Source organism: Streptomyces sp. NRRL S-244 (assembly GCF_000717915.1).
Classification (GTDB): Bacteria; Actinomycetota; Actinomycetes; order Streptomycetales; family Streptomycetaceae; genus Streptomyces.
Genome location: NZ_JOCX01000010.1, coordinates 13668 through 34987, shown reverse-complemented (window position 1 = coordinate 34987; position 21320 = coordinate 13668). Strand labels below are relative to the sequence as shown.

20 protein-coding genes are annotated in these 21320 nt (G+C 71.9%); 8 read left to right on the top strand and 12 right to left on the bottom strand.

The annotated features are described in order from the left end of the window. Positions 1-13 precede the first annotated feature (13 nt). Entirely contained in the window at positions 14-505 is a 492-nt protein-coding gene (locus IF02_RS33130) for a hypothetical protein (protein WP_158708497.1), read from the top strand. Between the two features lie 13 nt (positions 506-518). Here IF02_RS33130 and IF02_RS0114025 read toward each other — a convergent pair whose 3' ends face one another. From IF02_RS0114025 to IF02_RS0114015, 3 genes are read right to left on the bottom strand one after another with little or no spacing between them, the layout of a single operon-like run. After that, on the bottom strand, positions 519-1298 hold the full coding sequence (locus IF02_RS0114025; RefSeq protein ID WP_030156781.1) for an enoyl-CoA hydratase/isomerase family protein: 780 nt from the start codon (positions 1296-1298) through the stop codon (positions 519-521). Then, a complete protein-coding gene (locus IF02_RS0114020; RefSeq protein WP_234318202.1) occupies positions 1295-1792 on the bottom strand; it encodes a Zn-ribbon domain-containing OB-fold protein in 498 nt (165 codons plus the stop codon). Before IF02_RS0114020 ends, IF02_RS0114025 begins: the two co-directional genes overlap by 4 nt. Positions 1793-1805: 13 nt before the next feature. Further along, complete coding sequence (locus IF02_RS0114015; protein WP_030156779.1) at positions 1806-2957, bottom strand: lipid-transfer protein; 1152 nt, start codon at positions 2955-2957, stop codon at positions 1806-1808. Between the two features lie 86 nt (positions 2958-3043). Between IF02_RS0114015 and IF02_RS0114010 the strand changes: the two genes are divergently transcribed. Next, positions 3044-4666, top strand: a complete 1623-nt coding sequence (locus IF02_RS0114010) for a FadD3 family acyl-CoA ligase (RefSeq protein WP_030156777.1) — start codon at positions 3044-3046, stop codon at positions 4664-4666. A 168-nt stretch (positions 4667-4834) separates the two neighbouring features. Here the strand turns inward: IF02_RS0114010 and IF02_RS0114005 are convergent, their stop codons facing one another. From IF02_RS0114005 to IF02_RS0113995, 3 genes are all read right to left on the bottom strand, one after another. Beyond that, positions 4835-5563, bottom strand: coding sequence for a class I SAM-dependent methyltransferase (locus IF02_RS0114005; RefSeq protein ID WP_030156776.1), 729 nt, complete (start codon positions 5561-5563; stop codon positions 4835-4837). A gap of 269 nt (positions 5564-5832) precedes the next feature. Further along, positions 5833-6063 (bottom strand): hypothetical protein, encoded by a 231-nt coding sequence (locus IF02_RS0114000; protein WP_078622088.1) that lies wholly within the window; start codon positions 6061-6063, stop codon positions 5833-5835. 206 nt (positions 6064-6269) lie between these two features. Further along, positions 6270-9557, bottom strand: a complete 3288-nt coding sequence (locus IF02_RS0113995) for an AfsR/SARP family transcriptional regulator (protein WP_234318201.1) — start codon at positions 9555-9557, stop codon at positions 6270-6272. 132 nt (positions 9558-9689) lie between these two features. On the opposite strand from IF02_RS0113995, the gene IF02_RS0113990 reads away from it, so the two are divergent. From IF02_RS0113990 to IF02_RS33125, 6 genes are all read left to right on the top strand, one after another. Further along, complete coding sequence (locus IF02_RS0113990; protein ID WP_030156771.1) at positions 9690-10910, top strand: amidohydrolase family protein; 1221 nt, start codon at positions 9690-9692, stop codon at positions 10908-10910. Between the two features lie 91 nt (positions 10911-11001). Beyond that, positions 11002-11829: a trypsin-like serine peptidase gene (locus IF02_RS32390; RefSeq protein ID WP_234318200.1), complete on the top strand. Its 828-nt coding sequence runs from the start codon at positions 11002-11004 to the stop codon at positions 11827-11829. Between the two features lie 608 nt (positions 11830-12437). Further along, positions 12438-13298, top strand: a complete 861-nt coding sequence (locus tag IF02_RS0113980; RefSeq protein WP_030156768.1) for a helix-turn-helix domain-containing protein — start codon at positions 12438-12440, stop codon at positions 13296-13298. Between the two features lie 1252 nt (positions 13299-14550). Next, positions 14551-15189 carry a hypothetical protein gene (locus IF02_RS0113975; RefSeq protein WP_234318199.1) on the top strand — a complete coding sequence of 213 codons (639 nt, stop codon included), beginning with the start codon at positions 14551-14553 and terminating at the stop codon, positions 15187-15189. A gap of 439 nt (positions 15190-15628) precedes the next feature. Beyond that, positions 15629-15889, top strand: a complete 261-nt coding sequence (locus tag IF02_RS0113970) for a hypothetical protein (RefSeq protein WP_030156765.1) — start codon at positions 15629-15631, stop codon at positions 15887-15889. A 112-nt stretch (positions 15890-16001) separates the two neighbouring features. Then, positions 16002-16382, top strand: coding sequence for a hypothetical protein (locus IF02_RS33125; protein WP_051696215.1), 381 nt, complete (start codon positions 16002-16004; stop codon positions 16380-16382). A 15-nt stretch (positions 16383-16397) separates the two neighbouring features. Here IF02_RS33125 and IF02_RS0113960 read toward each other — a convergent pair whose 3' ends face one another. The 6 genes from IF02_RS0113960 to IF02_RS0113935 form a co-directional block, all read right to left on the bottom strand. Then, the gene (locus IF02_RS0113960; protein ID WP_030156761.1) at positions 16398-16841 is read right to left on the bottom strand and encodes an NUDIX hydrolase; all 444 of its coding nucleotides are present in this window, start codon (positions 16839-16841) and stop codon (positions 16398-16400) included. 225 nt (positions 16842-17066) lie between these two features. Further along, the gene (locus tag IF02_RS0113955; RefSeq protein ID WP_030156759.1) at positions 17067-17624 is read right to left on the bottom strand and encodes a 2'-5' RNA ligase family protein; all 558 of its coding nucleotides are present in this window, start codon (positions 17622-17624) and stop codon (positions 17067-17069) included. Between the two features lie 35 nt (positions 17625-17659). Beyond that, positions 17660-18862 carry an ABC transporter permease gene (locus IF02_RS0113950; protein ID WP_030156758.1) on the bottom strand — a complete coding sequence of 401 codons (1203 nt, stop codon included), beginning with the start codon at positions 18860-18862 and terminating at the stop codon, positions 17660-17662. Between the two features lie 8 nt (positions 18863-18870). Continuing rightward, positions 18871-19608, bottom strand: a complete 738-nt coding sequence (locus IF02_RS0113945; protein ID WP_030156756.1) for an ABC transporter ATP-binding protein — start codon at positions 19606-19608, stop codon at positions 18871-18873. Then, positions 19605-20723: a peptidoglycan-binding protein gene (locus tag IF02_RS0113940; protein WP_030156755.1), complete on the bottom strand. Its 1119-nt coding sequence runs from the start codon at positions 20721-20723 to the stop codon at positions 19605-19607. Before IF02_RS0113940 ends, IF02_RS0113945 begins: the two co-directional genes overlap by 4 nt. Further along, positions 20720-21229, bottom strand: a complete 510-nt coding sequence (locus tag IF02_RS0113935) for a hypothetical protein (RefSeq protein ID WP_051696214.1) — start codon at positions 21227-21229, stop codon at positions 20720-20722. The genes IF02_RS0113940 and IF02_RS0113935 overlap by 4 nt, the downstream gene beginning before the upstream one ends. Positions 21230-21320 lie beyond the last annotated feature (91 nt).

The window sequence follows — 21320 nt, the reverse complement described above, 5'->3', positions numbered from 1 at the left end:
GGGGTTTCGGGCCATGGTGGCTGGACGTCGGATCAGGTTCACCGCGGTGCTGGTCGCCGTCGTCTTCGCGCTCACCGGATTCTCGTCCGGCGGGCACAGTGGGCACGGCGGGAAGAGCAAGAGCAGCGGTAGCGGAGGCGGATGCTCCAGCTCCAAGAAGCGGAGCAGCTACAACAGCAACAACAGCAGTAACGGCAACAACAGCAACGGCAGCGGGAAGTCGACGCCGTCGCCCAGCAAGAGCGCCGGCCCGCCCGCGCACGCCCTGGTCGTCACCTGCGCCGGCCCCGGCAGCCCGAAGGCCGTCCTCAAGGTGACCTCGGACGTCGACACCTCGCGCCTCATCGACGTCCCCGTCGTCTTCCAGGGCGCGTCCGGCGTCGTGGAGCGGACCTCCGTCCGGGTCTCGCTCAAGGCCCGCGAAACCCAGACGGTCACCGCCGCGATGGTCCAGAAGGACAAGGCGGCCGAGGTCACCAGCTGCGTCCTCGGCACGATCAACTGACCGGCCACACTCCCTAGCGCACCCGCGGCTCCGATGCCGCCGCCCGGCGCCCCGTGAACAGGTCCGCCTGCCGCTCCGGGGAGAGGTTGCCCAGCGAGATCAGCGCCGGGGCCTGCGCCAGCGCCTGCGCCAGCGCGGCCTGCTTCGCCGACCACAGGGCCCGTACGGTGCCCTGCACGGCCTCCGTCGGATAGCCGGCCAGCGTCTGCGCCGCCCGCAGCGCCGCCGGGAGCAGTTCCCCGGGCTCGGTCAGCTCCGAGACCAGCCCGATCTCGTACGCCCTCCGCGCGGAGAGCCGTTCCGCCGTCCCCATCAGGGACATCCGGGCGGCCTCCCCGAACGGCATCCGCTGCGCCATGTACACGGCCTCGTACGCGCTGACCATCCCGTACGTCGTGTGCGGGTCGAAGTACGTCGCGGCCGAGGAGGAGACGATGAACTCCGACTCGCCCAGCAGGTAGAACGCCCCGCCGCACGCCATGCCGTTGACGGCGGCGACCACCGGCTTCCACAGGTCGTTCGCCTTCGGGCCGATGGCCACCAGCGGGTCGTCCACCGAGTACGGGGAGGACGGCTGCGGGACCTCCACCCCGCGGTCGATGCCGGTGCAGAAGGCCGCCTGCCCGGCCCCGGTCAGCACCACCGCCCGTACGTCGTCCTCGTACCGGATCTCCCGCCACACCGCCCCCAGTTCGGCGGCCGTCGCCAGGTCGATCGCGTTGTGCTTGCGCTCCCGGTCCAGGGTGACGACCGCGACCCCGCTCGTCTTGTCCCGCTCCACCCGCAGGGTCACGGCTTCTCCAGGATCCAGCGCGGTACGGCCATCCCGCCGGCCCCGGTGAACGCGACCTGTACGCGCGCGCCGATGCGCAGCCGCGCCGGGTCCACCGAGTCCAGCGGGGCGTCGGCCGAGGTGACCAGGTTCCCGGCGAGGCGGATGTGCGGGGCGTCGGCGAGCTCCACGAGGATCACGTTGTACGGGGCCTGCGCGGCGTACGCGGGCAGCAGCGGCGGGTGCGGCAGGACGTACGACCAGATCCGGCCCCGGCCGCTCATCAGCCGCCACTCGGAGTCGAACGACTGGCAGTGCGGGCAGCACGGGCGGGGCGGGAAGCGGAGCCGGCCGCAGGCGGTGCAGGCCTGGACGCGCAGTTCGCCGCGGGCGGCGTACTCCCAGAAGGGGGCGCCGTCCTCGTCGGGGACGGGCAGGAGCAGGTCATCGGCGGAGGCCGGTGCGGGTGCCGGTTCCGGTGCTGGTGCCGGTGCCGTGTCCGGGGTCGTCGTCATCGTCGCTCGCTCCTCAGGCTCGCAGCAGGATCGCGGACGTCGGGACACCCTCGCCCGCCGTCACCAGGCAGGTCGCGGCGTCCGGCACCTGGGCGGTGGAGATGCCCCGGAGCTGCTTGACGCCCTCGTTGATCAGGTTGAAGCCGTGCACGTAGGCCTCGCTGAGCCCGCCGCCCCCCGTGTTGATCGGGAGCAGGCCGCCCATTTCCAGGGCCCCGCCCTCGGTGAACGCTGCTCCCTCGCCGCGCCCGCAGAAGCCGTAGCCCTCCAGGGACAGTGGGATGAGCGGGGTGAAGGCGTCGTAGATCTGGGCCACGTCCACGTCCTGCGGCCCGAAGTCGGCCTGCTTCCACAGGTGCCGGGCGGCGGTCCAGGCGGGCCCGGACAGCGGGTCGTCGTTCCAGTAGTTGACCATGCCGTGGTGCTGGGCGGGCAGGCCCTGGGCGACGGAGTGGACGTACACGGGCCTCTGGCGGCAGTCGCGGGCCCGCTCGGCGGAGACGATCACGCAGGCCAGAGCCCCGTCGGTCTCCAGGCAGTTGTCGAAGAGGCAGAGCGGATCGCTGATCATGCGCGAGGTCATGTACATCTCGCGGGTCAGCGGGCGCTCGTACATCATCGCGGCCGGGTTCTCGTTGGCCCGGTTGCGGCAGGCCATCGCGACGTTGAAGAGGTGGTCGCGGGTGGCCCCGTACTCGTGCATGTAGCGCCGCGCCAGCATCCCGATCTCGTCGGCGGGGCGCAGCAGTCCGAAGGGGCGGGTCCACTGGCCGGGGGTGGGAAGCTGGACCGCGGTGTTCTTCCAGGGGCGCGGGCCGGAGCCGCGTTTGCGCGAGCGCCAGGCGACGCCCACGCTCGCCTGCCCGGTGGCGACGGCGGCCGCGAGGTGGCCGACGGTGGCGCAGGAACCGCCGCCGCCGTAGCCGATCTTGGAGAAGAAGGTGACGTCGCCGGCGCCGATGGCCTTGGCGACCTCGACCTCGTCGGTCTCCTCCATCGTGTACGAGGAGAAGGCGTCGACCTCGGAGGGCGCTATTCCGGCGTCCGCGAGGGCCGCGAGGATGGCGCGGCAGGCCAATTCCTTCTCGGACTCGGGGAGTCGTTTGGCAAAGGCGGTCTGGCCGATCCCGACTATCGCCGTAGCGTCCTTGAGTGTTGCCGCCATCGCCACCTCCGGAGCCGCACCAGTACTGACAGCCGCGAAGGCTACAGCTAATCTGACGGATAGTCAGCTACCGGGAGGGGTGTGCGATGACCGAAGACGCGCGGGGGGATCTGCGCTGGGGCAGCATCGCGGGACTGGTGCGCGCGGCGGCCGCACGGTACGCCGACCGCGAGGCCGTCGTCGACGGGCGCGTGCGCATCAGCTACGCGCAGCTCGGCGAGCGCGTGGAGCGGGCCGCGGCCGCCGCGATCGGCGCCGGGATCGAGGCGGGGGACCGCGTCGCCGTCTGGGCCCCCAACACCCTGGAGTGGATCGTCTCCGCGCTCGGCGCGGTCTCGGCGGGCGCCGTCCTCGTCCCCCTCAACACCCGTTTCAAAGGCTCCGAAGCCGCGTACGTCCTGCGGCGCAGCCGGGCCAGACTCCTGTTCGTCACCGGCACCTTCCTCGGCACCTCGTACGTCGCCTCCCTGCGCCGCGCCGCCGCCGAAGGGGAGGGCCGCGGGCCGCTGCCCGGGCTGCCGCACCTCGAACAGGTCGTCGTACTCGCCGAGGACGCCCCGGACGACTTCCGCACCTGGAAGGAGTTCCTGGCCGGCGGGGACGGGGTCGGCACGGAGACGGTGCGCGAGCGCGCCGAGTCGATCCGCCCCGGCGCCCCCTCCGACATCATCTTCACCTCGGGCACCACGGGCAGCCCCAAGGGCGCCGTCATCACCCACGGCCAGTCACTGCGCTGCTACGACGTGTGGAGCGAGCTCGCCGGCCTGCGCGAAGGCGACCGCTACCTGATCGTGAACCCCTTCTTCCACACCTTCGGCTACAAGGCCGGCATCATCGCCTGCCTGATGCGCGGGGCCACGATGGTCCCGCAGCCGGTCTTCAACGTGGACACCGTCCTCGCCAACATCGCCGCCGAGCGGATCTCCGTACTCCCCGGCCCGCCCACCCTCCACCAGTCCCTCCTCGACCACCCGCAGCGCGACCACCACGACCTGTCGGCGCTGCGCCTGGTGGTCACCGGCGCCGCCGTCGTCCCGCTCCGGCTCGTGGAACGGCTCCGCGGCGAGCTGCACATCTCCACCGTGCTCACCGCGTACGGGCTCTCCGAGGCCAGCGGCATCGTCACCATGTGCCGCCGCGGCGACCCGGCCGAGGTCATCGCCTCGACCTCGGGACGGGCCATCCCCGACACCGAGGTGAGGGTCGCCGACCAGCACGGGCAGGCCTCGCCCGCCGGCGCCGCGGGGGAGGTGTGGGTCCGCGGTCACCACGTCATGCAGGGCTACTTCGAGGACCCGGCCGAGACCGCCGCGGCCGTCACCCCCGACGGCTGGCTGCGCACCGGCGACGTCGGGGTCCTCGACGCCGAGGGCAACCTGCGCATCACCGACCGGATCAAGGACATGTTCATCGTCGGCGGGTTCAACGCCTACCCCGCCGAGATAGAGCAACTCCTCGGCCTGCACCCGGACATCGCCGACATCGCCGTCGTCGGCGTCCCCGACCCGCGCCTCGGCGAGGTCGGCAAGGCGTACGCGGTGCGCCGCCCGGGCGCCACCCTCACCGCCGACGACCTGATCGCCTGGTCCCGCCGGGAGATGGCCAACTACAAGGTCCCGCGCGAGGTCGAGTTCGTCGCCGAACTGCCGCGCAACGCGAGCGGAAAGGTCCTGAAGCGCGAGCTCCGCGCCCGCGTGATCAGGGGCTGAGCGTGCTGAGGTCGATGTCCACGGGAAACGGGACCGCCACCTTGAGCCGATCGCGATGGATCCCGGCCTGGGCGTACTTGAAGGGCTTGATGGACCGGCCTCCTGAGGGTGCTGAGCCAGATTGCTCAACCACGTGCTTGAGTACCTGCACTCGGCTCGGCCGCCCTGTCAGACCGGCTTGCGGGCCAGGAGGAGGCGCCAGCGGGGGGTGCCGTCGGGGCGGCGGCCGAAGTGCTCCAGGGGGGCGGTCTCCACCGTGAAGCCGGCCGCGTGCAGGTCGGCGCGGACGCCGCCCAGCGGGAAGGTCCGGTAGTACATGACGAACGGCGGCCGCCACACGGCGTTGCGCACCCGCATCGCGGCGTCGAAGCCCGCCACCGCCCACCACGCGGGGGAGGTCGGCGGGATCGGCGCCCCGATCGGGAACGCGAAGAGGCCGCCCGGGCGCAGCGCAGTGTGGACGCCGGAGAAGAGGGCGGGCCGCTCGGCCGGCAGGAAGTGCCCGAAGGCCCCGAAGCTGACGGCCAGGTCGTACGAGCCCGCCAGCTCGGGGGGCAGCGCCCGCGCGTCGGCCCGTACGAGGTCGACGCGCTCGTCGGGATGGGCCCGCGCGGCCTCGGCCAGCATGCCCGCGCTCAGGTCCACCCCGGTCACCCGGTCCCGGCACAGCCGCCGCAGCATCCCGAGCCCGGCGCCGGTCCCGCAGCACACATCGAGCCCCGCCCCGAAGGACCCCTCCCGCTGGGCGAGCGCCTCCTCGACGGCGTCGAGCATGCGGTCGGGGGTGCGGAACGGGGTCTGGTCGAACTTCGGCGAGAGCAGGTCGTAGCCGCGCTCGACGGACGAGAGGGCCTGGACGGCGAGCTCGCGGACGGTGGGTCCCTGTGAGGTGAACACGGGTCCAGCCTAGTGAGCGGAGGCCCGGACACGGGCATGCGACGGCGGCCGCGGTGGCTCCCCCTCCGGGCCACCGCGGCCGCCGTCCTTGTTGTGCTCCCCCGTTGGTCTTGCTCCCGTGGGTCCCCCGTGACCCCAGCGGGTCGTGCTCCCCCGTTCACCACGGCGGGTTCCCCCGAATCCCGCCGTGGCCCCCCGTTGGTACCGGTCCCCCGTATCCCCCGTGGAACCGGCCCCCCCCCGTCCCCCGTTATCCCCCGTGGGACGTCTTACGGACGCGGACCGGACGCGTGGTTGTCCATCGCGACGATGTCCTCGCCCGAAGCCGGCTTCTTCTCCAGCGGCTTGATCTCGATGCCGGAGGCGTGGTTGTCCATCGGCGTGATGTCGACGCCCGGTGCAAGGCTGTCGTCGAGCGGCTTGATCTCGATGCCGGACGCGTGATTGTCCATCGGCCTCATGTCGCCGTCGTTCGGCAGGATGTTCTCGTTCGTCGTCATCGGTTCTCCTGATGGATGGGTCGGGCCCGTTCGGCGATTCCCCCGCGGACCGCCGAACGGGTGGTCCTCCAGCCGACTCTCGCGCCCCCCGACGCGGTGAGTCGATGTACCTATCGTGGCGGGCGGCGATAAACGAACGATGAATGCCTCGTTCATCCGCCGATCAGCGGCCGATCGGCCGGCGATCGGCCGGACGTCGGCGCAGCTCAGGCCGCTATCTCCGCCGCCAACAGGGCCTGCACCTCGGTCAGTTCCGCCGACTTCAGCTGCTTGAACACGACCTCCGCGTCCCGCCAGCACACCCGCGCCCGGTCCCGCTGCCCCAGCCTGCGCAGCGCCTTGCCCAGCACCGTCAGCACGGTCGCCCGCCGCCACTCCCCGCCGATCCCGCGCAGCGCGATGGCCTGCTCGGCGTGCGCGGCGGCCAGCGTGGGCCGGTGCGCGGCCAGGTGGGCCACGGCGAGCCGGAAGTGCGTCACGCCCTCCCACAGCGGCTGCCGGTTGTCGTGGAACAGCGAGAGCGCCTCGGTGAGCTGCTCCTGCGCCTCGCCGAGCCGGCCGGCCTCGGTGAGGGCGATGCCCAGCGCGTAGCGGCCGTTGGCCAGGCGCAGGGTCAGGCCCATCCGGTCGTATATGGCGATGCCCTGCTCGGCGAGGTCGATGGCGCTGGTCAGCCGGCCCAGTTCGACGTGGATCCGGGAGAGGTTGCACAGCGCGCTGGCCTCGCCGATGTGGTTGCCGTCGGCGCGGAAGTTCTCGATGGCCTCCAGCAGGTACCGCTCGCCGTCGGCGTGCCGGCCCTGGTAGAGGGCGATGATCCCGCGGTCGTTCGGCGCCCAGCAGCTGGGCAGCGGGTCGCCGGCCTCGCGGGCGAGGTCCATGGCCTGGCGGGCCTCCTCGTCGGCCTCGCCGAAGCGGCCCGCGACCAGGTGGACGTTGGTGAGGGTGGTCCGGGCCCGGCCCTCCGCGTGCGGGTCCTTCGCGGCGTGCGCGGCGTCGCGCAGGGCCACGGCGGCGGACTCGTACTGCTTGGAGTTGGCGCCCGACTCGGCGAGGTCCTTCGCCGCCCACAGCAGGTCGACGGCCCGGCGCAGTACGTCCGCCCGCCCGGTCGAGCGTACGGAGGCCTGCCGGACGCACGCCAGCAGCGGGTCCGCCTCGGCGTACAGCCAGTCGAGGGCGGCGCGCGGCTCGGCGAAGCGCAGCCCGGCGTAGTGGGTGGCGGACAGGTGGGCGGGGAGCCGGTCGCCGGGCCGCTCCACCGCGTACACCGCGGAGGCGGTGGCGAGGTAGAAGTCCAGCAGCCGGTCGAGGGCGGCGTCCCGGCCGGTCGGCGGCTGCTCGTCGCGTTCGGCGCAGGCACGCGCGTAGAGGCGTACGAGGTCGTGGAAGCGGTAGCGGCCGGGCGCGGCGGATTCGAGCAGCGAGCAGTCCACTAAGGCTTCGAGGAGGTCCTCGGTGTCGTACTCGGGCAGGTCGAGTACGGCGGCCGCGGCGGCCAGCGAGATGTCGGGCCCGTCGGCGAGGCCGAGGAGGCGGAAGGCGCGCTGCTGCTCGGGCTCCAGCTGCCCGTAGCCCAGCTCGAAGGTGGCCTTGACGGCGAGGTCGCCGGCCTGGAGCTCGTCGAGGCGGCGGCGTTCGTCGGCCAGCTTCGCGGCGAGGACGGACACGGTCCAGGTGCGGCGGGCGGCGAGCCGGGAGGCGGCGATGCGGATGGCGAGCGGCAGGAACCCGCAGGCGCCGACCACGTCGAGGGCGGCCTGGCGTTCGGCGCCGACGCGCTCCGCGCCCACGATCCGGGTGAACAGCTGGAGGGCCTCCTCGGGGCTCATCACGTCGAGGTCGACGAGATGGGCCCCGGCGAGGCCCGCCATGCGGACCCGGCTGGTGACGAGCGCGGCGCAGCCGGCGGTGCCCGGCAGCAGCGGGCGGACCTGGGCGGCGTCGCGGGCGTTGTCGAGGAGGACCAGGACGCGGCGGCCGTCGAGCGTGGACCGGTACAGGGCGGCCCGTTCGGCGGCGGAGTCCGGGATGGCGGTGTCGGGGGTGCCCAGCGCCCTGAGGAAGGAGCCGAGGACGGCGACGGGCTCGGCCGGCCGCGGCTCGGTGCCCTGGAGGTCGGCGTAGAGCTGGCCGTCGGGGAAGTGCGGGCGGGCGGCGTGGGCGACGTGCACGGCGAGGGTGGTCTTGCCGACGCCGCCGATGCCGGCGAGCGCGGAGACGGCCATGACCTGGCCCCCGGCGCCGGAGAGGATCTCGCCGAGCTCGTTGACGAAGGTGGCGCGGCCGGTGAAGTCGGCGACGGTGGCGGGCAATTGGGCGGGCCTTACGAGTGCGGGCGCGGCGGCCGGGGCCGGGTCCTCGGCGCACGCGAGTTCGGCGTCCGCACGCAGGATGCGCTGCTGGAGCGCGGAGAGTTCGGGGCGGGGGTCGACGCCGAGTTCGTCGGCGAGGAGGCGTCGGGTGTCGGCGTACACGGCGAGTGCCTCGGCCTGCCGGCCGCTGCGGTACAGGGCGAGCATGAGGAGCTCGCGCAGCCGTTCGCGCAGCGGGTGGGCGGCGGTGAGGGCGGTGAGTTCGGAGACGGCCTCGGCGTGGTGGCCGACCTCCAGGTCGAGGTCGAGGCGGGTCTCCAGCAGCTGGAGGCGCCATTCGGCGAGCCGGGTCCGCTCGGTCTCGGCGTGCGGGCCGGGGACCCCGGCGAGCGGCTCGCCGTCCCACAGGTCGAGGGCGCGGCCGAGCAGCGTACGGGCGAGGCCGCGGTCGCCGGCGCCGCGCGCCCGGTCGGCGTCGGCGGCGAGGCCGCGGGCGACGCCGAGGTCGAGGGCGTCGGCGGGGGTGTGGATGGCGTATCCGCCGGACTCGGTGACGAGCATGCCGGGCGCGAGGACCTTGCGCAGGCGGGAGGCGTACGTACGGATCGTGGCGAGCGCCTGCTGCGGGGGGTCCTCGCCCCAGATGGCGTCGATCAGCTCGGGCGCGGTGGCGGTGCGCCCGCCGCGCAGCAGGAGCGCGGCGAGCAGGGCGCGCTGCTGGGGGGTGCCGGAGGGCAGGGCCTCGCCGTCGCGCCAGGCGCGGATGGGGCCGAGGACGGCGAAGCGGCAGGGGTCGGGTGCGGTGGTGGCGTCGGCGGTGGTGGCCTCGGCGTCGGCGGTGGTGGCGGTTCCGGCGTCGGCGGTGGTGGTGGTGTGTGCGTCGGCCGGGGCGTGTGCGTCGGCCGGGGTGCGAGCGTCGGCCGCGGCGTGTGCGGCGGGCGTGGTGGCAGTGGCGTGTGCGTCGGCCGGGGAGTCGGTGACGGGCGTGCCGATCGGGGCGTCCGGGGCCTGCGCGCCGGCCCCGGCCTCCGGGGCATGCGTACCGGCCCGGGCGTCCGCGGCGCGGGTGGTCGTGAAGTCAGGCCGAGCCCCGGTCGTGGCGTCCGGCGCGGCAGCGGAGTGGCGCCGGGCTGCCTCGGGGTGGTTCCGCTGGTGCGGGATGGCCGGTATGCCGTCCATCTGTCGTCCCCCCTGCCTTCCGTCGGTGTAAGGGCCAGTCTGCCCTGTCTTGCGCTTACCCGTCAGCCCGTGTCGAACCGATCACTCCCCAACTAGCTGACGGTTCGTCAGATCGACGCTACCGTAGTCCGCATGGAGACCTTCCCGAAGATCATCTCGGTGGACGACCACACGGTTGAGCCTCCCCACGTCTGGCGGGACCGGCTCCCGTCCAAGTACCGGGACACCGGCCCCCGGATCGTCCGCGCGCCCCTGAAGGAAATGACCTTCCTCGGCGGGAAGTTCGCCCCCGTCATGGGAGCCAAGGGCGACGACGGTCCGATCGGCGACTGGTGGGTGTACGAGGACCTGCACCGACCCCTCACCCGCCTCGACACCGCCGTCGGCTACGACCGCGACGAGATCAAGCTCGAAGTCATCACGTACGAGCAGATGCGCCCGGGCTCCTTCTCGGTTCCCGAACGCCTCGCGGACATGGACGTCAATCACGTCCAGTCGGCCCTCTGCTTCCCGACCTTCCCCCGCTTCTGCGGCCAGACCTTCACCGAGGCCAAGGACCGCGAGCTCGGGCTGCTCGGCGTACGGGCGTACAACGACTGGATGGTGGAGGAGTGGTGCGGCCCGGACGCCCGCGGCCGCCTGATCCCGCTCACCCTGATCCCCCTCTGGGACGCCCGGCTGGCCGCCGCCGAGGTCCGCCGCAACGCGGCGCGCGGCGTGCGCGCGGTCGCCTTCTCCGAGATACCGCCGCACTTGGGCCTCCCGTCCATCCACACGGACGAGTGGGACCCCTTCCTCCAGGCGTGCGACGAGACCGGCACGGTCATCGCGATGCACATCGGGTCCTCCTCGCGCATGCCGTCCACGTCGGCGGACGCGCCGCCCGCGGTCGGCTCCACCATCACCTTCGCCAACTGCTGCTTCTCGATGGTCGACTGGCTGATGAGCGGCAAGTTCGAGCGCTTCCCCAACCTCAAGATCATGTACGCGGAGGGCCAGATCGGCTGGATCCCGTACATCCTGGAGCGCGCGAACGTGGTGTGGGAGGAGAACCGCGCCTGGGGCGGGGTCGCGGACAAGGTGCACCGCCCGCCGTCGGAGCTCTTCGCGGAGCACGTCTTCGGCTGCTTCTTCGACGACCCCTTCGGCCTGAAGAACCTGGACTCGATCGGCGTCGCGAACGTCCTCTACGAGACCGACTACCCGCACTCGGACTCGACGTGGCCGAAGTCCCGGGAGGTGGGAGAAGCCCAGATGTCCCACCTGGACCCCGCCGTGGTGGACCGCATCGTCCGCGGCAACGCGATCGACCTGCTGGGCCTGACGCCGGAAGGCCTGTGGCCGGGAGTCTAGGCGGTGCCTTGCGGGCGTCCCGGGGTCCCCTTGCGGCGAAGGCGAACATCAAGGCATGCTTCGCCGGAGCAAAGTGGGAGGGGCAGTGGCGGTGGACAAGCGGACCGTGGTGACCGGGGTGTTGTGCGCGGTGGCGGCGCTGGGCGCGTCCGCTGTCATGACGAAGGTGGTGCCGGCTGCGGAGGGCCGGCCGGAGGCGCACGTCAAGGCGGCGGCCCCGGCGAAGCCCTCGCCGAGCGAGCCTTCGCGATCGCAAGCGGCGAAGCAGCCGCAGCTGAACACCTCGGGAACGCCCCGGCCGGGCAGCCCCGCCGCGTTCACCGGCGCCCTGTTCGAAGGCGGCGTGCAGGGTGACCACTTCTGCACCGCCACCGTCGTGCACAGCCCGGGCAAGAACATGATCGTCACCGCCGGGCACTGCCTGCTCGCCGGGAAGCCCGGCGGCGGAGGCGCGGTCTTCGCACCCGCGTACGCGAACGGCGGGGCCCCGTACGGCGCCTGGACCATCGAGGAGGTCTTCGAGGACACCCGCTGGTCCGAGGACTCGGACGACGACTACGACCTCGCTTTCGCCCGCCTCGCCCCGGACGCCTCGGGCCGCAACATCGAGGACGTCACCGGCGCCGCGACCCTGGACACCACGGGCCGCTCGGGCGAGGAGATCACCGTCACCGGCTACCCGGCGGACCGCAAGGTCCCGCGTACGTGCACGGCGTCGGCGATCCGCGAGACCCCGACGGAGCAGCGCTTCGACTGCGCGGACTTTCCGGGCGGTACGAGCGGCAGCGCCTGGCTCGCGAAGGACGGCAAGATCATCGGGATCCTGACGGGCGGCGACACGGACGACGTCTCGACGAGCACGATCCTGGGCGAGTACGCGGCGACGCTGTACGCGAAGGCGACAGCGGCGACCCGCTGACCCCGCGGCGACCCGCTGACCCGCTGACCTTGCCGTGACCCGCTGACCTTGCCGTGACCCGCTGACCCTGCGGCGACCACGATGCGTTCGGCATCGTGTGCGTCCGATTCCCCCGTCGAACGCCGCACGAGCCGCCGCCCGGCCGCGTCCGGATGCCGGCCGAGACCAGCCACCTGGGGCAAGGCAGAGATTCGGGCCATCGAGGCCACGACCCGTTCTCCCCTTCGGAACTGACGGTGCGTCGATAACGCCGACTCGGTTTGGGTACGATGGCGCATGGCCGTAAACAATCGGCCACTCGACCGCTCGAAGGACTGGACCGGTGTCACCTCGCACGGCGCCCGCAAGGCGGTGGCAACGCGCCCGCCCTTCGGTCACGACCGGCGTCGCAGAGGCTGTGGACGGAAGGCGCCGGACACCCGGCGACGCCGGGCGCGGGGCGGTCTGCCGCCGGGGGAGTAGGTCCGGGCGCTGCCCGTTGGGCCGGATAGGTGATCTTCACCATCCGGGTGTGCTCCTCGTCGGTTCGCGTAAGCAGAATGCTTTTACCGCTCGCCCTGGGCCATGCATCTCTGTGTGAGTTCGTGTAGTTGGAGGTAACACCGCCCATGGCGGCGAACGGAAGCCCCACCGTCAGAAGGCTCCGCCTGGGCGCGGAACTTCGACGGCTGCGTCGCGCCTCGGGCATGACGTCCCAGCAAGTGGCGAGCCTGCTCCTGGTATCCCAGTCCAAGATCAGCCTTCTGGAGACGGGCCGGCGCGCCATCAACCCCCGTGACGTGCGCGACCTGTGCGAACTCTACGGCGTCACCGACCAGTCGTTCATCGCCTCACTGATGCGGATGGCGAAGGAGTCGGGCCGGCAGGGCTGGTGGGTCGCCTACGGCGACGTCCCCTACGGCGTGTTCGTCGGGATGGAGACAGAGGCCGCCTCCATTCACTCGTACGAGCCACTGGTGATGCCCGGCCTGCTACAGACCGCCGCCTACGCCGCGGCGGTCATCGGGGAAACGAACCCTCACATCACCGCCGACCAGGCCGCCACCCTCCTTGAGGTGCGGCTACGGCGCCAGCATCGCGCCCACCACCCCGCCCGCCCCTTTCGTTTATGGGTCGTCCTGGACGAATCGGCGTTACATCGCACCGTCGGCACCGCCGACGTCATGCGCGAACAGCTCGAACATCTCCACTGCATCAGCGCCCAGCCGCACATCACCCTGCAGATCCTCCCGCACGCCGCAGGAGCCCACCCCGGCCTCTCGGGGCAGTTCTCCATCCTCACGTTCCCCGACAGCGACGCGGGGGTCGTGTACCTGGAGCGTTTCACCAGCGATCTCTACCTGGAGAAGCCCGCGGACCGCCGGCCCTACCACTTCATGTACGACCACCTCCAAGCACAGGCACTCGGGCCCGAACAGAGCCGCCAGTTCATCCGCGACACCATCCGGATCTACGCACGACCTTCGTAAGCGCTCGGCAGCGCCGGCGCCCATCAGCCAGGAGCCCCGCCTTCCCACCCGGCCAGGGCTCCGCAGGCGGCACACGTCGTGCTGCCGACGGGTTCTCGTACCGGCGCAGCGGCTTCCGGGGCTTCCTGTTGGAAGAGCCAGGGGGCATTCGCATTCATGTCCAAGACGTACCTGAAGCGCTGTTGGCGCCTCAGTTCGACGATGTCCTTGTGTCGCATTCTGCCCACCCCCGACGACGCCATTGCGGTCCAGAACGCACCTAGTACTGCGCAGATCAGCGCGAGCCTCACCAACATGTCTGCCACAGCGGGTCCCTTCCGGTGACGGATTCGCGCAACGGGGCCCGCGGTCGAGCCCTCAGTGACATCTCCACATAACGCAGCGGCATATGCAGAGTTATGCCCAGCGCCCTCATTGAAGCCATGTGCAGCACCCTGTCGGGTAGCCGTAATTTCCTATTTCCATGAGGCGGCCCGGTGCCGGGTCAGGTCGTCCGGGGCGTGACGACCCGGCAGCCCGGCAGTCGCCAACCCCCCACACAGGCGATACCGAAACCTGCGCGAGAGGGCGGCCCGGCCGGCGCGACCCCACGCCTGAATCACCCCGGCCCACCCGTGTCATCACGGCCCTGAGCTGCGGCGAAGCGTGCTCCAGACGGTTCGGCGCGACTGTGCGAGCGACGGAAGGAAACGGTCCGCACTCGTGCGCTCCGCCATCATCACCCGCATGGCTCACACCCTGCCCGGGGCCGGAAGCGTTGGTTGGACTATGACAACAGCAAACCTCGGAGCAATCTTCCATCGACATTCAGAAGAGGAGGATCTCCCCGTTCGCCCCGGGGTGGCCCGGATGGGTAAGTGGACATTCACACCGGCTTCATCGGACCGTGCCCAGGGCGAGAATGCGGCCCTGCATCATGAAGGTCTGAAAATCGAGTTGAATAACTCGTCCTCGATTTTCGAGGACTTCCTGGAAGCGATCAGCTCGATCCACCGCGAGTTCAATCGACGGTCGCACGGAGTGACTGTATCCGGGACGTGCACCGACGGTCGATCTAGGCAGGACTCCCTTGTATGAGCCATATGGCCATCACGACTGGAACGGCTTCCCGATCCAGCCGGATGCCCGCATGTTTTGGGCGGGGGCGGAGCCCGAACAGCACATCGGTGTGGGGTATCCGCCACTTGGACCGGTCCCGGAGAACGGCGCATGGGATCCGGCGGAGGAGCTCGCCTGTCTGCTTCAGGGAAGCATGGCCGGCGACCAGGCGGAGCCCCTCGACCGGGTCGTCTTCGACGAAGTAAACGACGCGATGACCACCACCGGGACCGGGCTGGCGGCCGGACTGCCGGGCATCCGGCTGGCGGAGGCGGAGTCGGAAACGTCCGGCAGACACCACCGCCGGACGGTCCGGGTGAAGGCGCCGGCCATGGCCCTGATGCGAACGGGCAGCCTGTGCACGTCCGTGCTGGTCGCGATCATCGCCGCCGTCGTGAGCATCTTCAGCGGGCTCGCCATCTGCGACGCCCTACGGCACAGCGCCGTACCCCACACCGGCCACGACGTCGTCAGCTGGTGGCCGCTGCTGATCTACGGCCCCTGGATGGTCGCCTCTCTGTCCATCCTCAGAGCGGCCCTTCACCAGCGCCGTGCCGTCCACTCCTGGTCCATCGTCCTGTTGTTCTCGACCCTTGCCACGCTCCTGTGCGTGGCCCAGGCGCCGAGGACGCTCCCCGCCCAAGCCGCGGCGACCCTGCCCGCCATCGCCGCTCTCGCCTGCTTCCAGCAACTCGTCCGCCAGATCACGCTCACCCGACCGCCCCGCCAGCAGACGCCGCGCCACCGCAACTCCCGGCCCTCCGCCACCCCCAGACTCCACTACGGGGCATGACGGTCACGTCCGGGAAGTCCCTGGCCGACACCGGTCCGCCGCCCGTGCGAAGTTCTGCTGCGAAGTCCTGCGCCTGGCGGACGGCCGCCGGGTGCGGCCGAGGACGGTGAAGGCCGTGACGACGTCCCGGCGAAGCGCGGGGACGCCGGGACGGACAGGGCCTCGGTTCGCCGAGTCCGCCGAGTCAGGCGCGGCCGCGCCGACGAGGACGGAGCCGGCGCCACCGCGTGCGGCGCCGGGGACGAGGGCGCGACAGTCTCTGTCCGCATGGACAACTTGGTCCTTCCCAGAGGCCGTCGGAGTGATCGTTTTCACCTGAGGAACGACAACCGAATCCGATAAGTCACGGGCGGTCCGCAATCCGGTCGCGACGGCCTCCGAGCCCTGCCCCGCACCCCCCCAGCACTCCCGCACCACCCACTGAGAGAGGACAGCAACCATGGCGTACGAGCCCTCATACGCTGAACGAATCCGGTACAAGCGGCTTCAGGACGCCGCCTACCAGGCAGGCCTGGACGCCGCCACCAATCTCCAGGCAGCCCTCGCGCTGGCAGGAATGGTCCTCCCCTCCCTGGCCAACGACGGGCCCGTGGGCTCCCGCGGGTTCGTCCGCCTCGGAGGATGCAGCGTCGCCGTCGCCAACCAGCTCGCCGAGGTGATCGCGGCGGGCGCCCACGCCCTGCAGGAGCAGCGGGTGTGAGCACCCGTCCCGCACCCCGCCCTGAGGCATCCGTTTCGCCGCCCGCCCGCGGCGCCCCGTACAGACCCACCGCAACTTCCCCACCGTCAGGCAGACTCCAGGAGGCCCTTGCATGAAGTGGCGAGATTCCTCGCGCGCGCCGAAACCACGGGAGGCGCTCGACCCCTACCGGTTCCCCGGCGTGCGGCACTTCGAGGACAAGGACGGCGGCGGCACGGGGGATGCGGGCGACAGGGGGGATGCGGGCGGCACGGGGGACGCGGGGGACACGGGGGACACCCGCCTCCCGAGCTCCGTGCCGATCCCGGACCCGGAGGAGCGGCCGCTCAGCCGAATCAGCGCAGTACACCAGCGGCGCCTCGGCCTGCACGCCGCGCTGACCGCGGCCGGCATCCCACCCGTCGCCGGAGACCTCCACGCCATCGAAGCCGTCTCCGCACTGGACGGTCCCACCAACGCGGCCGTCCGACGATGGATCGCCTGCGCCCGATGACCCGTCCCCCAGGCCCTAGTTGCCGACCAGGCCGAGGTGGACGGGCTCGGCCGGCGCGTCGGCCAGCAGCTCGGCGAGCCGCGGCGGCCACAGGGGCTCCCCGAGCGAAGCCAGCGCCTGCTGCGACAGCCACCGCCAGTGCGCGTCGGGCGACTCGGGTACGGGATCGCGGCGCGGGCCGGTGGTGACGTAGATGTGCTCGTGCTGCCGTACGGGGATCCCCTGATGGGTGAAGTCGTGCTCCCAGGTGCACAGCAGCCGCTGCGGCACGAGATCGGTCCATCCGGTCTCCTCCCGCAACTCCCGCCGCACGCACTGCTCAGGAGTCTCCCCGGGATCGATCCCCCCACCGGGCGGCAGCCAGTGGATACCGACCTCGATGTTGTTCTCCCGGAAGAGGAACACCGATCCGGTGGGGGAGAGGACGACAATCCGCGCTGCCTGCCGAGGAGTTCTCATCACCTCAGCGTACGACGGGAGGCGAGGCGACCGAGGGCCTCGGGTGCGGGAGAGCCGGTCGGGGTCCGGGGGCAGGGTTCCGGACGCCCCCGGACACACCACCGACCCCGAGTGAGAGGGTCCCGACCCCGGAACCCCGACCGGCTCTCCCGACCCCGCGCACACGGACACCGCCCCGTCGGGCTTCCGGTGCGCTGCTTCGTCACCGAGTGGCCGTCCCCTCCCTCACACCCGCAGTGCGAACGAAGCCCGGTCCCGCCACGCCACGCCGTCGTGGACCATGAGGTCGACCGACGAGATGCGGGTCGTGAGGGGGAGCGAGCGCGCCAGGTCGGCTTCGATCGCGTCCAGGACGTCCGCCTCCTGTCGCTGCGCGACCGTCAGATGCGGGATGACGTCCGGGAACCGGCCCCCGTACGGCTGGGCCTGCGGCCAGTGGTGGGCGATCGCCCGGGTGAGCAGCCGCAGTGTCGTGTCCGGCTCGGGGGCCAGGTACAGCACCTCCGGGAAGCGGCGGCTCTCGGCGAACCGGACGTCGAAGGCCCGGTGGCTGCTCACGATCTCGGCGAGCGCAGCCTGGACGGTGGCGTCGATGAGGCGCTCATGAAGGAACGGGAACAGCACCGTCACGTGCGCCGGGACCCCGGCGATGGCCGAGGGGTCCAGCCGTTCGCGCCATGCGCGAACGGCTGGTTCGGCCTCGGGGACCTTCACGATGAGGCCCGTCTGGCCCGCCTCGTACCGGCCGGGCTCGACTGTGGCGTTGGTGGTGTCGGGTGGCATGACACTGGATGGTGCCATCCGGTGCCCGCCGCGCTCTACGCCGCCTGCAAGGCCAGGGTGGGGGAGAGGCGGGCCGCGCGGACTGCCGGGTAGAGGCCGGCCAGGGTGCCTATGGCCAGGGTCGAGGCGAAGCCGCCCGTCACCGCCCAGAGGGGGACCACCCAGGGGAGGTCGCCCGCTCGGGCGTAGGCCGCCGTGGCCGCCGCGCCGAGGGCGATCCCCGCCAGGCCGCCGAGGCCCGACAGGAGCAGGGACTCCGTCACGAACTGGACGCGGACCTGGCCCTTGGTCGCGCCCAGCGAACGGCGCAGGCCGATCTCGTGGCGGCGTTCCAGTACCGAGATGATCATGGTGTTCGCGACCCCGACCCCGCCCACCAGCAGGGCGATCCCGCCCAGGCCGAGGAGGAGCGTGCTGAAGGCCCCTTCCGTGGCCGCCTTCGCCTGCAGCGCCGCCGACGGGTCCGTCACCGACACCGTGCTCGGCGACTGCGGGTTGGCCGTCGGGGCGATCAGGCCGCGGACCGCCCCGACGCGGTCGTCCGCCGAGCGCTCGTAGATCGCCGTCGGATGGCCGTCGAAGCCGAGCAGCTGCTCCGCCGCCTCCCAGCCGATCAGCGCCGAGCGCTCGATCTCCGGGGCCAGCGGGATCGGGTCCAGGATGCCGATGACCGTGAAGTACCGGCCGCCGATGAACACCTGCTGCCCCGGCTCGGTGATGCCCAGCCGCTGCGCCGAGACGTTCCCGAGCACCACCGACGGGTAGCGTCCGGTGGCCCCGTTCAGCCAGGTCCCCTTCTGCATCCGGGCGCGCAGGACCTCCAGCAGGTCGTCCTTCGTCGCCTTCAGGCCGATGCCGCCCGTCTCCTCCTTCGGGATGTTCTCGGATCGCCGTACGGACTGCGCGACGTCGCCCGTCGTACCCACCGACTCGACCCCCTCGATACGGGAGATCATGCCCGGGGCCTCCTTCGGCAGCTTCGTGTCCTGCCCCGAGAACATCGACTGGCCCGGCGTCGCCACCAGCATGTTCGTGCCCAGCTCGTCGAGCTCGCGCAGCAGCTTGGCCTGGCTGGACGAGGACACCCCGACCACCGCGATCATCGTCGCGATGCCGATCGCGATCCCGAGCGCGGACAGGAACACCCGCATCGGGCGCGAGCGCAGCCCCGCCGAGCCGACGTGCAGCACGTCCCGCGGGCCGAGCCGGGCCGGGGTCAGCTTCCGCGCGGCCCTCACCGAGGCCCTCACTGCTCCCTCGCCCCCGCCCCCGCCGTGTTCCACACGTCCGCCACGATCTCCCCGTCCCGGATCCGCACCTGCCGCGGCAGGCTCGCCGCGATCTCCTGGTCGTGGGTGATCACGGCGATGGTGGCCCCGTCCGCGTTCAGTTCGTGCAGCAGCTCCATCACCGACCGACCCGACGCCGAGTCCAGCGCGCCCGTCGGCTCGTCGGCCAGCAGCAGGTCCGGTTCCCCCGCCACCGCCCGCGCGATCGCCACCCGCTGCTTCTGCCCGCCGGACAGCTCGTGCGGCCGGTGCTCCGTACGGTCGCCGAGGCCGACCCGCTCCAGGGCCCGCGCCGCCCGCCGGCCGCGCTCGGCCCGCGAGAGGCCGGAGTACAGCAGCCCCTCGGCGACGTTCGCCTGCGCGCTGATGCCCGGTACGAGGTGGAAGGACTGGAAGACGAACCCGACGTGGCGTGAACGCAGCGCCGACAGGGCGCGGTCGGACAGCGTCGCGATGTCGTGCCCGGCGATGGCGACCGCGCCGGCGCTCGGCCGGTCGAGGGTGCCGACGATGTGCAGCAGGGTGGACTTCCCGGAACCGGACGGGCCGACGATGGCGAGGAGTTCGCCGTTCAGGACGGTGAGGTCCACCCCGCGCAGGGCCTTGACCCCGCCGGGGTACTCCTTGGTGACGCCCGCCAGTTCCACGACGGCGCGCGCGTGCCTGTTCTCGGCCGTGGCCACTGCCGTCGTCATTGCTTCGGGATCCCCACCTGCGCGCCCTCCTTGAGGGCTTCCCCCTTGACCTCGACGCGGCCCTGGCCGAACATGCCGAGCTCGACCGGGACTTCGCGGACCGTGCCGCCCTCGACGACCTGTACGCCGAAGCCCCCGCCGGACAGTGCGAGGAGTGCGTTGACCGGTACGGAGAGCACGCCCTTGCGGGTCTCGCCGGTGAGCCGGACCGATACAGGGGACTGGTCCGGGCCCTTGATCTCGGAGGCGTTGTCCAGGGACACGTTCACCTCGACCTTCGGCTTCCCGCCGCCACCGCCACCGCCTCCGCCGGAGCCGCCGCCCCCGCCGCCGCCCGGGTCGTCCGGGTTCGCCGTGCTGCCCACCGAGTCGATCTTCCCGGTGGCCGTGCCGCCGCCCGGCAGGTTCACGGTCACCTTGTCGCCCGTCTTCGCCGCGCCCGCCTTGGCCACGTCCAGCTGGAAGCGGACCATCCGCTCGGTCCCGGTCAGCGTCATCACCGGCTTGCCCGGCGCCGGTTCGTCGCCGACCGCCGTGTCGTTCTTCTGCACCCGCTGCGGCCCGGCCGCGAAGGCGATGTCCTCCTTGCCGACCTCGCCCGTCTCCGCCGCCTTGTGCGCCTTCTGCCAGCGCTTGACGGCCGTCGCCGTACCCGCCGTGAAGGTGCCGTCCTCCGGGTCGAGCCCGGTTCCGTACCCGAGGGCCTGGAGGTTGCGCTTGAGCTGCTTGACGTCCTCGCCCTTGTCCCCGGTCTTCATCTGCCGGTACACGGGCGTGCTCCCGTACATCAGGCGCACCGGCTTGCCGTTGACCTCGTACAGCTTCCCGTCCCGCTCGATCGCCGTACCCGCGCCCGCGGCCCAGGTCAGCACCCCGGGGCCGCCCGCGGCCAGCTTGCGCTCCTGCGCGTAGCCGAGCGTGCCCTCGACCGTGAGGCCCGAGCTGAGGTCCCCGCGCGTGACCGGGGCAGTCGCCTGCGGCAGCCCGTCCGCGCGCCGGTCCTTCGACCCGTCGGAGTCCGACCGCGGCTGGGCGGCCGTCACCGCGTACCCGCCGCCCGAGACGGCGAGTACGACGGCCAGCGAGCCCAGCAGCCACTTGCCGCGCCGCCTCACGCGGCTTCGCACTTCTTCTGGGCGTCCTGGAAGGCCTGCTCCTGGCCCTCGGGGATCTTGGTCGCGCTCATCGCGCTCCCGTTGAACTCCGGGTCGGGGATGTTCACGCCGTTGTCCCGCATGCACTTGGCCCACTTCAGGGCCTTGTCCTTGGCCTCCTGCGAGAGCTGGCCCGTCCCGGGGGCCTGCATCCCGCACGCCTCGAAGGCCTTCTTCAGCGCCTCCGGGTCCTCGCTGCCCGAGCCCAGCGTCATCCCGCGCGGGTCCTGGCCGGGCTCGGGGTCGGGCGCGTCTATGCCGTGCTCGCGCAGGCACTTGCGCGTCTTGAGCGCCTTGTCGGCGTCGGCGCCGCTGGCCTGCCCGCCACCGCTGCCGCTCGATGCGTTCGAAGACGTCCCGTCCTTCTTCCCGTCCTTGCCGTCCTTGGCGTCCGAGCCGGCACCGCCCGTGCACGCGGTGACGAAGAGGGTCAGGCCGGTGAGCGCCGCGGCCGTGGTCATGGTCATGGATCGATTCATGCGCCAGACCCTCCACCCGGGGCGGGTTTCGCTTCTCTCTCCGATCTTGCTTATGACGAGGAAATACGAGATTCCGGTA